Origin of the sequence: Corynebacterium marambiense (assembly GCF_016342275.1) — a bacterium.
Classification (GTDB): Bacteria; Actinomycetota; Actinomycetes; order Mycobacteriales; family Mycobacteriaceae; genus Corynebacterium; species Corynebacterium marambiense.
The window spans coordinates 429,018-444,093 of record NZ_JAEIOT010000005.1 but is presented as its reverse complement, the minus strand read 5'-3'; the positions used below and the strand labels follow the sequence as shown (position 1 = coordinate 444,093).

The following is a 15,076-nucleotide window of genomic DNA, read 5'->3' as shown; positions in this document are numbered from 1 at the left end:
CACCCCATGGCACACGACAGCATGGATGCCCGACTCGCCGAACTCGCCAAACGCCGCGCGACGGTCTTCGCCGGTGGCGGAGAGAAGAAGATCGCCGCACAACACGAACGCGGCAAACTCACCGCCAGGGAACGCATCGACCTCCTCGTCGACCACGACACATTCCAGGAGACCGGCGCCTTCACCACCCACCGCTCCACCCGCTTCGGTATGGACAAAGCGGCACTGCCCGCCGACGGCGTCGTCACAGGATCCGGCGCCGTATTCGGCAGACCCGTGCACATCGCCTCCCAGGACTTCACCGTCATGGGCGGCTCAGCCGGCGAGGAGCAGTCCATCAAGGTCGCCGCGATGATGCAGGCCTCCGCCACCACCGGCACCCCCTTCGTCCTGATCAACGACTCCGGCGGTGCCCGCGTCCAGGAGGGCATCGACTCGCTCTCCGGCTACGGCAAGGTCTTCTACAACAACGTCCTGCTGTCTGGAGTGGTACCGCAGATCTCCATTATCGCCGGTCCCTGCGCCGGTGGCGCCGCCTACTCCCCTGCCCTCACGGACTTCGTGATCCAGACCCGCCGCGCCACCATGTTCATCACCGGCCCCGGTGTCATCAAAACAGTCACCGGCGAAGAGGTCACCGCGGAAGAACTTGGCGGCGCCGACGCGCACATGACCAAGTCCGGAAATATCGACTTCATCGCCGAGGATGACGAACAGGCCATCCTCCTCGCCCAGAAACTCCTGAGCTTCCTGCCACAGAACAACACCGAAGACCCCCCGATTGTCGACCCCGATGACATCGTCGAGGACGACCCGGAGCTCCGCGACATCGTCCCCGTCGACAACCGCCGTGGTTACGACGTCCGCGACGTCATCGCCCACCTCGTCGACCGCAGTGACTTCCTCGAGGTACAGGCCGGGTTCGCGCGCTCCCTCGTCGTCGGTTTCGGCCGCATCGTCGGCCGCACCGTCGGGTTCATCGCGAACCAGCCCAGCGTCATGTCCGGCGTGCTCGACATCGACTCCTCCGACAAGGCTTGCAAGTTCATCCGCTTCTGCAATGCCTTCAACATCCCACTCGTCACCCTCGTCGACGTCCCTGGGTTCATGCCCGGTGTCTCCCAGGAACACGGCGGCATCATCCGCCACGGCGCTAAGGTTCTCTACGCCTACTCCTCCGCCAGCGTCCCGAAAATCACCGTCGTACTCCGCAAAGCCTACGGCGGCGCCTACGTCGCAATGTGCTCGAAAGACCTCGGCGCCGACAAAGTCTTCGCCTGGCCGACAGCCGAAATCGCCGTGATGGGTGCCGAAGGAGCCGTCAACGTCGTCTTCCGGCGTGAGATCGCCGCAGCCGAGGACCCCGAGGCTCGCCGCGCCGAGCTCGTCGAAGAATACCGGGACACCTTCTCCACCCCCTACATGGCCGCCAGCCGTGGCCTCGTCGACGAGATCATCGACCCCGCCACCACCCGCAGAGAAGTCGGCTACGCGCTCGAGCTACTGGCCAACAAGCGGGTCCACCGGCCAGCGAAGAAACACGGGCTTGGGCCGGTGTAAATTAACCGACCTCCACGCACCCGACAGCGACAGCCCACCAGGAGAACACCGTGAACACCATGAACCCGACACCAGACGAGCGGCCCGGACGAGAAGACCAGCTCATCGGCCGACTCAAGGCCACCGAAGACACGCTCAGGGCCATGAGCGCACGGATCGATGCACTCGAACGCGAACTGGAGGAAATGCGCCGTCGATCAGATGTGGAGATACCGGAAGACATCCTCATGGCGATCTCCGCCGCGGTATCCGCATATCTGGGCAATTCCGGCAAGGTCCGCGCCGTCCGATTCCATCGCCACCAGACATGGGCGCAACAAGGAAGACGCGCAACTCATGTACACCACGAAAGCCAAATCTAATCCAACCAGCCCACTTTCTTAGCGGCCGCACCGAACGCCTCCGCCACCGCTGAAACCACCTGATCGCCCCAAAGGAGCACACCGCACATGAAACTCAAGGTCACCGTCAACGGCGTCGCCTACTCCGTCGATGTGGAGGTCGAGGAGGAGCAGCGTCAACGCGGAACACTGTTCTCCACAGGATCAGGTTCGGGCGCCGTGAATACCCCGGCTGCACCGACCACAGCATCCGTCCAAGGCGTCGCTTCGAACGCGGTCGTCGCTCCCCTGGCCGGCAGCGTTTCCAAGGTGCTGATCAACGAGGGCGACACCATCGAGCAGGGCCAGGTTCTCCTCGTCCTCGAGGCAATGAAGATGGAAACCGAGATCACCGCACCCGCAGGCGGAACCGTCGCCTCCCTCCCCGTCAGCGTCGGCGAATCCGTGCAGGGTGGACAGGTTCTGGTGGAGATCGGCTAGTTCGGGGCTTGGAGTGAGGTGTTCAGCGGTTGACGTTGAACTGAGAGGGGTCGGGCTGCGCGCAACGCAGTCCGACCCCTCTCACATTCAATCCCACCGACTTGCCTATTTGCTGAGAGGAAGTCGCGGTTATCACAGTGCTATAGGTGGTTGCGCGTTGATCGGCCAGACGATGATCAACGTCAAGGAATCCCGCGCCCGCACCCGCCTGTCCACCCTCCTCGCCGGCATCTTCCCGCTGATCCTCGTGGTCACCCTCAGCGACATCGTCGGACAGATCTCCATGGCCGCACTGGTGGCCATCATGATCATGGTCTCCGTCGGCACCTTCGACTGGCACTCCATCGCACCCCGAACCCTCACCCTCATGCCCTGATCCGAGACCGCGCTCATGCCCGTCGCCGTCACAGCTGCCCTGGCCACCCAACCTCGGCGTTGACACCCCAGAGATACTGGCTGAACAGAACAATTGACTACAGGCCTTCACATTAGTGGACGCTTCTGATCCAGTTTTCACATCACACCTTAATGAAATGCCAAACGAATACAGATCGGTCCGATACCGCTCAAAACGGGTTGAAACCCCTATTCCCGATAAGCGAAAAAACCTCTTCAAACCTTCCTTTGGAAATCCAGAGAATTCTGAATCAACACCCACCCACAATAAACAGCACTCTCAAAAGAATTATCCAATGGAGAATCGACCAGAATAACACCCCGAAATTTCAGAATCATGAAGTTTGGTTAATCCAAAATGTCAAAATACCACACCTCAAAACATGACAAAATCCCACACACGGTAACGGACAACCAGTAATCTCCTTCGAAAACTTCACAAAGAAAATAGTTTACCCAGAAAACCACACTCCATCGACCAGAAATTTTCAAACCTCTGACACCCGACCGAATGCGCATCTCACATGGTTTGCATCTAAATTAAACCAGCAGGTAAAATAAGAGACACAAATATAGATATTTTCAGTCCTACGAAAGCTTGCCCCTAAAATAACTCAGGGCAGACATGTGCACATCACTATCGCACCCAATCACCCGGGCAGTTATGATTGTATGGTCCCCACCTTCAAACCACGAATCAACTATGCCAAGGAACCAAGCCACAGCCCCTTTAATAAAGGGCACACCAATTTTGCCGCGGCGCTCAATCTCCACTCCCTCGAAACGATCCTCCACATGCCGTGCAAACTGCACCGCCAGTTCGAGCTGATCCGAGGCGAGGACGGAGATGCCAATCTCACGGCCTACAGCCAGGTGCGGCAAGGACTTGGATTTGCTCTCGATGCAGACGACAACCATGGCTGGTTCCAGGGACAGAGACGCGAAGGCACTGACCGTCAGCCCGATGTCCATCCCTTCAGAATGAGTGGTCACGACCGTGACCCCGGAGGGGAACGATCCAACAGCGGTGCGTAGTTCGAGGCCCGATACCGTTTCAGTCATGGTCCCCTACTCTACCCCCTTTGAGATAGCAGATGAGAGACTACGGGAAGTCGGTCCACACTGCGAAGATACGTTATAGCAGTTGTTCTAAAAACGACGTTTCAAAATGTAACCTCTGGATACAAATGAACCGCCACCCCACCGTGCCTCCCCCATCAAGGGGAAGAACGGTGGGGCGGCGGTTTGTGGAACCAGCGGTAGATCAAACCCCGAAGTCCACCTGGAAGGCGGTTGCGTCGAGGTCAGCACTGATGGCCTCGACGATCTTCTCGGGGACCTCGGCATCGACGCGGAGAATCAGCGTCGCGCCGGTGCCAGAGGCGTCCTGCGACAGGGCTGCGGCCACGATGTTGATGCCCTCGGCACCGAGGCGGGTACCAACCTTGCCCAGTGCACCGGGCTGGTCCGTGTAGTGGAGGAACAGGTTGCGACCCTCGGCGCGCATGTCGAGGCCGCGTCCCTTGAGGCGCACGATCTTCTCCACGCGGTCGAGTCCGGCGAGAGTACCGACGACGGCTGCGGTGGTGCCGTCGGAGGCGATGGCCTTGACCTCGACGGTGGAGCGATGGCTGACAGCCTCGCTCTCGGTGGTGACGGTGACGTCGACGCCCCGTTCTTCGGCGATGCGGGGGGCGTTGACGAAGGTGACCTGCTCGTCGATCATCGAGGAGAACAGGCCGCGCATGGCGGACAGGCCGAGGGAGTCGACCTTCTCGGTGGACAGCTCGCCGCGTGCGGTGACTTCGAGGGCGACGGGGGCGGTGTCGAGGAGCTCGCCGGCGACGAGGCCGAGCTTGCGGGAGAGGTCGAGCCAGAGGGCGACCTCCTCGCCGACGCGTCCACCGGAGACATTCACGGCGTCGGGGACGAACTCGCCGGCGAGTGCCTTGAGCACGCTGTCGGCGACGTCGGTGCCTGCCCGGTCCTGGGCCTCGACGGTCGACGCACCAAGGTGCGGGGTGACCACGACCTCCTTGAGCCCGAACAGCGGGGAGTCAGTGCACGGTTCGGAGGCGTAGACGTCGAAACCGGCACCCCGGATGTGGCCGGAGGTGATGGCGTCGGCGAGCGCCTGCTCGTCGACGAGGCCGCCGCGGGCGGCGTTGATGATGATCTGTCCCTTCTTGGCCTTGGCGAGCAGCTCGGCGTCGAACATGCCGGCGGTCTCCTTGGTCTTGGGGAGGTGGATCGTGACGAAGTCACTGCGGCCCATGAGCTCGTCGAGTTCGACGAGTTCGACGCCGAGCTGCGCGGCACGCGCGGGGTTGGCATAGGGGTCGTAGGCGATGACGGTGGTTTCGAACGCGGCGAGGCGCTGGGCGAAGAGCTGGCCGATGTGGCCGAAGCCGACGATGCCGACGGTCTTGCCGAAGATCTCGACGCCCTGGAAGGAGGAGCGCTTCCATGCGCCGTCGCGCAGGGTGGCGTCGGCGGCGGGGATCTGGCGGGCGGTCGACAGCAGCAGCGAGATGGCGTGCTCGCAGGCGGAGTGGATGTTGGAGGTCGGGGCGTTGGCGACCATGACGCCGCGCTCGGTGGCGGCGGTGATGTCGACGTTGTCCAGGCCGACGCCGGCGCGGCCGACGATGGTCAGGTTCTTCGCGGCTTCGAGGACCTCGCGGTCGACGGTGGTTGCGGAACGGACGAGCAGGGCATCGGCGTCGCCGACTGCGGCGAGCAGCTCGGGTCGGTTGGGTCCGTCGACCCAGCGCACCTCCACGCCGTCGCCGAGGGCGTCGACGGTGGACTGTGCGAGCTTGTCTGCGATGAGTACTACCGGGCGGCCATTCTGGCTCACGTTCTTACTCCTGGAATGCTGGTTGCGTCCGCGTCCGGGCAGGCACGACCGCGTCGGCCCGGGGCGGGTCCACGCCGGCAAAAGGTGGCGTGCGACTGCGCTTCAGTCTAGACCGTGCTGTCCGACTGTCCACCGTGGGCACCCACGGCGGAACGTTTGGTGATGCACAACACAGTTTGGTGCTCCGAACCGGGGGCTCCGGCACCGGGACAGTAGCCGTTCACTGGTAGCTGACGAACCAGGGGCGGGGGTTGATCTCCATCGTCTGCTCCGGGGTGAACATTGGGGTGTCCTCGTCGATGAAGTTCTTCCACGCGATGAAGTACCTGGGGTCGAGGTCCTGGCGGAGAACGTCGAACGTGGCGAACTTGTCGCCTGCGGTTCCGTGCCCGTCGGCGTGCAGGACGAAGGCGAGTTCCGGGTGCTCGAGGTTGATGGTCTCGCGGTCGCGGATCATCTGGAGCTGGAACTGGTGCAGCACGAACGCCTTCTGCGGGAGGCTATTGTCCGCGGTGAGTTCGGCGAGCCAGTCGGCGACCTCGTTGACTTCCTCCGCCTGGACGTGGCCGACCTGCTGCAGCGGTACCTCGTCGGGGCCGAGTTTCCATTCGGCGTCCAGCGCAAGTCCGACGTTGGGGAGTTTCAGCAGGTCGGTGTAGATCTTCGCCTGATCGATGAGCCGGGCACGCCCGGGTTGGAGGTCGAGGACGGCGTAGCCGCCTGCGTCGGTGATGGCGTCGATGTAGGGACGCAGTTCCTCCGGATCGGCCTCGTTGGAGTAGTCGCCGTCGGGCCCGGGTGCGCCGGAGGCGACGGTGGCGATGATCTCGAAGGCGGGGATGACGGGTTCCTCGGACAGCGGTGCGTACTGGGTGACGAGTTCGCCCAGGTGGCCGACGGATTCTTCGGGCGTCCGTTCCCCCATGATGCCGAGTGCGCCGCCGGAGGGGTGGCCGTAGTAGGCGATCATGCGCCGACCGGGGAATACAAGCTGTCCGCCGCCGGGTTGTTCGGCGGTGACGCTCGTGGCCAGCTCGGCGGCGCGCGCGAAGTACTCCGTGCTGCCGAACATCTGGCCGAGCGCGATGACCGGATCACCGTCGAGGCCACGGATCAGCTCGAGGGAGTGTTCGCTCTCGCGGGGGTCGGCGTGGTCGAGGATCTCGACGTCCGCTCCCGCGGCGCGGGCGGTGGCCACGGCGGCGATGCCGGCGCCGGGGGCCGCGAGGACGAGTGGTGCCCGTTCCTTGTCCCTGTCGCGGGTGGGCAGCCTGCCGAGGTCGCCGCCGGATGGTGGCGCCGAATCCGAGGGGGTCTCGCCCGCCGAGGCGTCCGTTCCCGCCGCATTCTCTACGTCCGGGTCCGTTGGGGCCGCGCCGAGCAGGCCCCCGGGTTTGAGCGCGGCGATCTGGCGGAGGACTCCCGCGGGTGTGTTTTCCGGGGTGACGGACGTCGGGGTTTTCCCGGTGAGTGCCTCGAACACGGCGGGGGTTCCGTCGTCGGCGTGAACGACGACGGTCTCCGGCAGCTCGACCGCGGCGCCGCCGACGGTGAGGACCTCACCTGCGCCGAGTCTTTCGATTTCGGCGGCCAGTGCAGGTCCGTTGGTGCCGGTTGCAGTGAGAACGGGCAGCCCGGCGGTGACGGCGATACTGGCGGCGCGCTGCTGCGCCACGGGTTCGGGCGTCGCAATGATGGCGGCGGGCGCGTCGGTGAAGAACAGTTCACTGACCTCGATACCGGAGCGGTCTGTGTCGGCCAGGACGCGTGGTGCGGCGCCGTAGCGCTCGGCGATGGGGTTCTTCGCCGGGTCACCGGACGGCTGTTCCATCTGCTGGTCGGGCCCGCGTCCCCCGGTTCCGTCGCTGGAGCAGGCGACGAGTCCGGATCCGGCGATCACCACTCCGCAGAATAGCGCGATCATGCGCCTGCGGTTCGGGCTCGGTGTGCTGCGCTCGTGAAGCATGGGACTCATCGTTTCTTTCGTCGGATCAGTGCGGACATTCCAAAATACTAGGAAACTGCCCGTTACTTCTATCGTGCGGCCCTGCGTGTCAGGATTCCTCGATCGACGGAGACTCATCCGGCCGGGTGCCATTGTTCCCGGTTTCGGTGGTGTCTGCTGCACCGTCACCCTCACCGTCGGCGACACCCGTCTTAACGGTGGTGACGAACGCGTCGGGGCCTTCTTCCCCACCGCCGAGGTTCGTCTCGTCGACGTCGTGGATGGCTTCCTTGCCCATTGCCTCCTCGATCATCGTGAGCAGGCGCGTCCGGCGATCCGCAAAGAAGCCGTCGGAGTTCGTGTGTCGAAGAATGTTGGGGTCGAGGAGATGACTGGCGAGTACGGTGTCAAACTCTTCGTCGTCCATGAGCGACTTCGACTGGACACGGGCGAGGTACCGGGCGGGTTCGGAGCCATCCATGACCATCTCGGTTCGGCGGCTCAGGGGCGAGCGGTTGAGCACGCTGTCTGCGAGCATCTGGTTGACTCCGGTCCGGCGGCAGTACTGCGGCGGGAAGATCGGGTGGAAGCCTTCCTCGTCCTCCACGAGGTTCTGCGCGTCAAACCTGTCACCGGTACGCCAGTCTTTGGCCCCTCGGCCCATGAGCAGAGCGTGGGTGCCCTTCCAGACGCCGGATTCCGGGCCTACGCTGAGCAGTCGGGACTCAACGAAACGGGCGTCGCTGATGGATGCCGGCTCGGGAACCTCCGAGTCCCCGTCGAGTGCGGCTCGCACCCAGGGTGTGACCTGGTTGACGTCCCTCCCGGTACGGACGACGACGGAGGCGGACCCGTAGAGTTCCCCGAACACGCCTGACCAGAACCACCGGTTGAGACGGTCGACGGCCGTGCCGCAGCGGAACACCTCCGGGGTGTCGCCGAGCAGGGAGAGGATCACCGCGAGCGGGGTGATCTGCGCCGCGTACGGGATCCGGGAGGTGTCGGTGATGCACCGCTTCTCGAGGAATTCGGCGGCCGAGATGAATGCGTCCACCGTGCGGTGAGCGGCGGGTGCGTAGTCCGCGAGGGTGAGCCGGAGGATGTCTTCGCGGTGCCCGCTGGCGTGTCCCTTGTCCGCTGTGGTCAGGAGCGCGACCGCAGTGAAGAACGCGGTGCGGTCGATGCCGTCGAGGACGGAGTGTTCCCGCAGTGCCTTCTCGATGTCGCGCCACGAGTCGGAGAGCCGGAAGTCGGGGTCCTCGCTGGCGAAGACGGCGGTCAGTAGGTCGACGACATCCATCTGAAGGCCTGCCGAGTTGGCCTGAGAGAAGATGGAACCGACGCCACCCTGTGCCGTCTCCCTATCCAGCCGGATGATCGGGACGGAGTACCGCACGAGTGGCTTAGCGACGGTGTTGTTGAACCGTTTCACACGTTCCCGGGTGACGGCATCTGCGCCCTCGAGGAAGTCGAAGAGCATGTCGGTACCCTCGTCCTCGAGCAGCGCGGAGACGGGGACGAGGCCGTGGGTGCGGGCGGTCTCCCGGTCCGGGATGCCGCCCGGGATCTTCGGGCCGTAGTGGGACTTGATCTCACCGCACGCGTCGACGGAGAGCACCGCCTCGTCGGGCATGATGTCCTCGGACACGGCCTTGTCGACATCGACATAGAACCGGCGTTGGATGCGCATGTTGCGGAAGTCAACGGTGTCAACCAGTCCATTGCCGCGGAGGCAGTGGTAAAGGGTGGTGAGACGCTGCTGTCCGTCGAGGATTAGCATGCCCGGGTTGCGCCCGATGTCCGGTGCCCCGGCGAGTGGTCGGGGGCGGAAACGCATCGGTTCATTCCGGGTGTCCAGCGCCATGAGGCAGCCGATCGGGTAGCCGCGCAGCACCGTCACGATGAGGGACCGGATACGGTCGACGTTCCAGCTGTAGTCCCGCTGGAAGTCGGGCAATTGGATGTCGCCGCGGTCGATGCGGGCGAAGAGATCGGTGAGGTCATAGCTCGGTGTCGTGAAACCCATGCCGCCGACTCTATCGGGCTTTGTCGACATATGCGCTACCGGCGTGTGAAACCCCGGTGACGGAACCGTGTCCGTCCCGGGGTCGGGGTCGATGCGGAGCCCGCCGTTAATCGTGAACGTCCGCCTCGTGCTCGGCGTGATGCGCGGTTTCGATCTGGATGGTGGCGTGGGTGACGCCGTACTTCTCCAGGCGACGGTTCGCGATGTCGAGGACGTCGCAGCCGGACTCGACCAGGTCCGGATCGACGACGAGATGGCAGGTCGCGATGAGCTCGCTGCCGTCCATCGTCCACACGTGGAGATCATGCGCAGTCTCCACGCCGACGATTTCCTCGAGCACACCGCGGATCTCGTCGAGGTCGACGTTCCCGGGGACGCGTTCCATCAGCACCCGGGTGGCGTCGAGGAGCAGGCGCATGGACCTGGGCAGGATGATCGCTGCGATGATGACCGAGGCGATGGTGTCGGCGAGAATAAAGCCGGTCGCCCGGACGATGAGGCCCGCGACGATCACGGCGACGGAGCCGAGCATGTCGGACAGGACGTGGAGGTAGGCGCCGCGCATGTTCATGCTGTCGTGCTGGCGGCGGACGAGCAGGAGCGCGGAACCGCCGTTGGCGACGAAACCGATGACCGCGACGATGAGCATCATCGTCGTATCGATGTGCCCGTCCCCGCCGAGCCGTTTGATGGCCTCGATCACGATCCAGATAGAGATGGCCCCGACGGAGAGCGCGTTGACGGCAGCCGCGATGACCTCGATGCGGCGGTATCCGAAGGTGGCGGAGGCGGTGGCCGCCCGCCTGCCAATGAGAATCGCCACGAGGGCGATGACCAGACCCGCCGAGTCGGAAAGCATGTGAGCGGCGTCGGCAAGCAGTGCCAGGGATCCGGACAGCAGACCGAAGATGACCTCCGCGAGGAAAATCGTGGTGGTCAGGATGATGACACCGACCAGAGCCCTAAGGGATTTCGGCGCGTGTGCGTGAGCGTGTCCACCGTGGTCATGATCGTGGCCCGAGTGATCATGTCCGGTGTGATCATCCCCCTGACCGTGGGCATGACCGTGGTCGTGTGCCCCATGTCCGTGCTCGTGGTGCTCGTGGTCGTGCTCGTGGTGGTCCCCGGTTTTCGTGGTCTCGCTCATGGGATGAACACTAGCCCAGCACGCCCCTTATTGAAACCTTATTGAAAACGTGTTGGGTTTAAGCTGCGGGAATGCCTGCCGGGCTCGACCATATTTCGAATGCGGTACACCGTAAAACGCCTTGCCACATGGGCAAAGAACTAAGTGCGCACTTACCTGAAATGATTGCCAGTTCTTTTATGTCCACCCTGAAAGTACACCCGTAAAATACCCCCGATGCACGACCGCCTCCGGGGCCGAACCGGAAGCGCGGACCGGGTCGGCGGTCCAATCCCCGGCGGTACAGCCCGTGCCCCCCGACATTCCAGCGTCCAGGCACCCTGATACGCAATGGCATGACCCCCGTCGTCAACCGTCGCGGATACGCGACAGCGACAACGGGGGTCAGTGACTGCTCAACCGGAAGGCTGCGGATCAGTGGGGGTTGATCACGCGGCCCCAGGTGGACTTGTTGCCCCAGATGTTCTGGCGCAGACCCTCGAGCTGCAGGACCTGCGAGTGGTCGACGAACAGGTTGCACTCGTTGCCGTAGTTCTTGACGTACCACTCGAACACGGGACCGTCGGCAGCCTCGAACATGACGTTCTCGAGGCCAAGGCCGTTGATGATGGAGGCGGCGGCGCCGGTGTTCCACTCCCGGACGTTCTCGGTGATGCCCTCGGACTCGATCATGATGATCGACGCCCCGGCGTCAAGCGCGCGCTTGCCGCGGTCAATGAGGTCCCCGATGTCCTTGGCCCCCTCAGCGGCGAGCTCAGCCTCAGAGGAATCTCCACCGGAGCCGATCTGGATACCCAGCTCGGGCTTGGCCTTCAGGCCGGCCTTAACGACCTTCTCCACAAGACGCTCGAGGCCCGAGGTCGGGAGCATGATGAAGCCGGTCGAGATCTCGATGACGTCGAAACCGACCTCCTTGGCTTCCTTGAGGTAATGGTCGACGGCGTCGTCGCCGTAGCGCAGGACCGTCTCGATCCAGCCGCCTGAGGAAACGTAGGCGTCGTTCTCGTGGGCGATGTCGGAGAACTTCCGGACCTGCTCGGTGGGGCACAGGGCGAAGGATCCGCCGGCCCACTTGATGCCGTCGACCCACTGGCCGGCCATGTCGAACACGTCCTGGAGGTGACGGGTACCGAAGGTATCGTAGTAGGGCGCTCGGACCTCGGTCATGCCGTAAGAGCGGGGCTTGGCAGGCCGCTTGGCGCGGGGAACGAAATTGAAGGAGACGTCGAAGTCGATGGCGTTGGACATGGTGGTGCCTTTCTATTGGTGGGTCGGTGTTAGGAGCGGGTCGTGGAGACCCGGGCCAGCAGATCGGTCAGCTCGGAGATCTCAGCGACCTCATCGAGCCGGTGGACGGTCTCGCAGATCTCGGTGCGCAGGGCCTCGTCGGTGAAGGGCTCGGCCAGAGCCGTAAACTTTGCCACCGCGCCGTCCCAGTCGAGCGGCTGGGAGTGGAAGCCGTCGTAGGCGGATTCGACGGCGTGGTACTCGGTACCGTCGTTCATGACGATGACGAGGTCGGCGGGCATCTCGTTCGGGAACCGGTCGGAGAACTCATCCGACGGGGTGATGGTGACCTTGCCCATGAGGGTCTGCACATCGTCGGCGACGATGCGCTCCGGCTCGTACTGCGCGGGATTGAGTTCCCCGTCGAGAATCGTCACGGCGAGCATCCACGGCAGGGAGTGGTCGGCCTCCTCCTTGGTGCGGATGGAGCGCTTGTCGCCTTCCTCGCCACCGCCGATGATGGAGTAGGCGACGTCGAAGGTGGTCAGACGCACCTCCTTGATGTCCGCGGGATCAAAGTCGTGCTTGCCCTTGAGCTCAAGGGCCGCCTCCAGGGCGGACTGGGAGTGGATCTCGGCGTTGTACTTCTTGATGATGGTGCGGGTAACGGACTCGAGGTCCTCCTTGGACCAGTCAAGCTCGTAGTCGCCGGCGAGAGCCTTGAAGCCCTTGTTGCCCTCGAACACAGCCTCGGGTCCGGTGATGCCCTTGCCTGCGAGGAGGGCGTAGAACATGCCCTCCTTGGAGGTGTGCGGGTAAGCCAGCCCCTTCCAGTGGGACAGGTTGCCGGTGCGGGTGACGCGCAGCGCGACATTGGCGGTGGCGGTCATCGCGGCCGCGTTGGCGATGGCGTCCGCGTCCAGGCCGAGGGCGAGTGCGGCGGATGCTCCCGCCGCGAAGGCACCCTGGGTGGTGTGGTCGAAGCCGAGCGCACGCACCGGCGCAACGTCGGAGAGCCGGGTGTGGATCTGGTAGGCGACGGCGAAGGCGGTGAGGAAGTCCCGGCCGGATGCGCCGGCGACCTCGGCCGCGGCGAGAACTGCGCCCATATTGTCCGAGGGATGGTTGGTCTCCCCCTTGGCGAGGTACGCGTCCATGAAGTCGAGGTATCGGGACGCCGCGGAGTTGTGGAATGCCGCGAGGTCGGCGGCCGTCTTTCCGCCACCGATGAGGGTGGCCTGTCCGTTGCCGCCGAGATCGTCGTTGAGCGAACGGATGGCGACGAGAACGTCGGAGTCCAGCGCGCCGACGGCGACACCGAGGGTGTCGAGGACGCGGATCTTCAGCTGTTCCAGCGCCTCGGGCGACATCTGCTCGAGTCTGGCGTTGGCGGCGAAGTCCGCCATCTGCTGCACTTCGGTGCGGTTCGTGGTCACGGGGTACATACCTTTCTGGTGGGGCAGCCTCGGGCGGGCCGGTCATCCGTCCCGCACCCCACACTGTTTCGGAAGGCTACCCTTACAGTACGAGCGTTCTGTTAACTGTCAACGCCCCCACACAAGCACCACCGATCCCGCCACGTAATCCCCACCCCGTACCGCGTCGTCTCGCGCCCGGGGGCATCTCAGCTGTTCAAACACCCCCCGACCACCCCGATCCCCACCCGGCCCGAGACCGGATACCGGACAAACGCCGCACCGGCACCCGTGCCGTCAGTACTGCATCCACACCCTGTACCGTGGACAATTCAGCGGACGTGAATGTCGTGTACCGCCAGCGTCCGATCCCCTGCCTACCGAAGGCGGCACAACGCGGCAGGTGCCAGTACCGCACCCCGGACACCCCCGAACGGCCCCATACTCTAGCATTCTGCGAAAGTGAAAATCGACATCCTGAATCACCCCCTTTTCCTACCCCCCATGATCGCGCCACCCTTCACGTCGCGCTACCGCCGGGTTCTGGGAGCGCGCCGGGCGCGGAAGAGAAAACCGCCCACCATCCGTCGCGGACGGCTGGTGGGCGGGTCGGATACTCCTGCGCCGGGAACGGCGCGGTGAGTGGATCAGGCGGTGGCGTCGAGCGGGTTCTTGACCCAGCTCATCAGGTCACGCAGCTTGACACCGGTCTTCTCGATGGGGTGCTCGGCGATCTTCGCGCGCATGCCCTCGAGCTCCTTGTTGCCGCCCTCGACATTGGCAAGGAGGCGCTTGACGAAGCTGCCGTCCTGGATATCCGAGAGAACTTCCTTCATGCGTTCCTTAGTGCCTGCATCAATGATGCGGGGCCCCGCGACGTAACCACCAAATTCGGCGGTGTCGGAGATGGAGTAGTTCATGTTGGCGAGGCCACCTTCCCAGATGAGGTCAACGATGAGCTTCATCTCGTGGAGGACCTCGAAGTAGGCCATCTCGGGGGCATATCCGGCCTCGGTCAGCACCTCGAAGCCCTGCATCATCAGGAACTCGAGACCACCGCACAGCACGACCTGTTCGCCGAAGAGATCCGTCTCGGTCTCTTCGCGGAAGGTAGTCGGGATGACGCCGGCCCGGGCACCGCCAATGGCTGCAGCATAAGACAGTGCCAGATCCCGACCTTCACCCTTGGGATCCTGGTCAACGGCGATCAAGCAGGGAACACCCTTGCCGTCGACGAACTGACGGCGCACCAGGTGGCCGGGGCCCTTCGGAGCGACCATGGCGACGGTGATGCCGTCGGCCGGCTCGATGAGGTCGAAGTGGATGTTCAGTCCGTGGCCGAAGAAGAGGGCATTGCCGTCCACGAGGTTGGGCTGGATGTCCTCGGTGAAGATCTGGGCCTGGGAGGTGTCGGGGGCGAGCAGCATGATCACGTCGGCCCACTTGGAGGCTTCGGCGTTTGACTTGACCTCGAAACCGGCTTCACGAGCCTTCACCGCGGATTTGGAGCCGTCACGGAGGCCGATGCAGACCTCGACACCTGAGTCCCGCAGACACTGGGCGTGGGCGTGACCCTGGGAACCGTAACCGATGATCGCGACCTTGCGGTTCTGGATGATCGACAGGTCGGCGTCGTCGTCGTAGAGAACTTCAATTGCCATGGTGCTGTGTGTTCCTTT

11 protein-coding genes and 1 pseudogene are annotated in these 15,076 nt (G+C 63.9%); 4 read left to right on the top strand and 8 right to left on the bottom strand.

All coding sequences use genetic code 11. The annotated features are described in order from the left end of the window. Positions 1-6 precede the first annotated feature (6 nt). The 4 genes and pseudogenes from JDV76_RS04665 to JDV76_RS04650 form a co-directional block, all read left to right on the top strand. Positions 7-1,560, top strand: a complete 1,554-nt coding sequence (locus JDV76_RS04665; RefSeq protein ID WP_198735702.1) for an acyl-CoA carboxylase subunit beta — start codon at positions 7-9, stop codon at positions 1,558-1,560. Between the two features lie 143 nt (positions 1,561-1,703). Then, a complete protein-coding gene (locus tag JDV76_RS04660; RefSeq protein ID WP_198735821.1) occupies positions 1,704-1,922 on the top strand; it encodes a hypothetical protein in 219 nt (72 codons plus the stop codon). 87 nt (positions 1,923-2,009) lie between these two features. Next, a complete protein-coding gene (locus tag JDV76_RS04655) occupies positions 2,010-2,381 on the top strand; it encodes a biotin/lipoyl-containing protein (protein WP_198735701.1) in 372 nt (123 codons plus the stop codon). 127 nt (positions 2,382-2,508) lie between these two features. After that, positions 2,509-2,754: pseudogene (locus tag JDV76_RS04650) on the top strand (SulP family inorganic anion transporter); the annotation flags it as partial. A 611-nt stretch (positions 2,755-3,365) separates the two neighbouring features. Here JDV76_RS04650 and JDV76_RS04645 read toward each other — a convergent pair. The 8 genes from JDV76_RS04645 to ilvC form a co-directional block, all read right to left on the bottom strand. Then, a complete protein-coding gene (locus JDV76_RS04645) occupies positions 3,366-3,839 on the bottom strand; it encodes a flavin reductase family protein (protein ID WP_198735700.1) in 474 nt (157 codons plus the stop codon). A gap of 202 nt (positions 3,840-4,041) precedes the next feature. Further along, complete coding sequence (serA, locus tag JDV76_RS04640) at positions 4,042-5,637, bottom strand: phosphoglycerate dehydrogenase (RefSeq protein ID WP_198735699.1); 1,596 nt, start codon at positions 5,635-5,637, stop codon at positions 4,042-4,044. Between the two features lie 220 nt (positions 5,638-5,857). Further along, entirely contained in the window at positions 5,858-7,612 is a 1,755-nt protein-coding gene (locus JDV76_RS04635) for a serine/threonine-protein kinase (RefSeq protein WP_232958829.1), read from the bottom strand. Between the two features lie 79 nt (positions 7,613-7,691). Further along, entirely contained in the window at positions 7,692-9,608 is a 1,917-nt protein-coding gene (locus JDV76_RS04630) for a GmrSD restriction endonuclease domain-containing protein (protein ID WP_198735698.1), read from the bottom strand. A gap of 106 nt (positions 9,609-9,714) precedes the next feature. Further along, a complete protein-coding gene (locus JDV76_RS04625; protein ID WP_198735697.1) occupies positions 9,715-10,755 on the bottom strand; it encodes a cation diffusion facilitator family transporter in 1,041 nt (346 codons plus the stop codon). A gap of 414 nt (positions 10,756-11,169) precedes the next feature. Further along, positions 11,170-12,003 carry a phosphosulfolactate synthase gene (locus JDV76_RS04620; RefSeq protein WP_198735696.1) on the bottom strand — a complete coding sequence of 278 codons (834 nt, stop codon included), beginning with the start codon at positions 12,001-12,003 and terminating at the stop codon, positions 11,170-11,172. 29 nt (positions 12,004-12,032) lie between these two features. Beyond that, positions 12,033-13,427, bottom strand: coding sequence for an MmgE/PrpD family protein (locus JDV76_RS04615; protein WP_198735695.1), 1,395 nt, complete (start codon positions 13,425-13,427; stop codon positions 12,033-12,035). Between the two features lie 617 nt (positions 13,428-14,044). Beyond that, the gene (gene ilvC / locus JDV76_RS04610; RefSeq protein ID WP_198735694.1) at positions 14,045-15,058 is read right to left on the bottom strand and encodes a ketol-acid reductoisomerase; all 1,014 of its coding nucleotides are present in this window, start codon (positions 15,056-15,058) and stop codon (positions 14,045-14,047) included. Positions 15,059-15,076 lie beyond the last annotated feature (18 nt).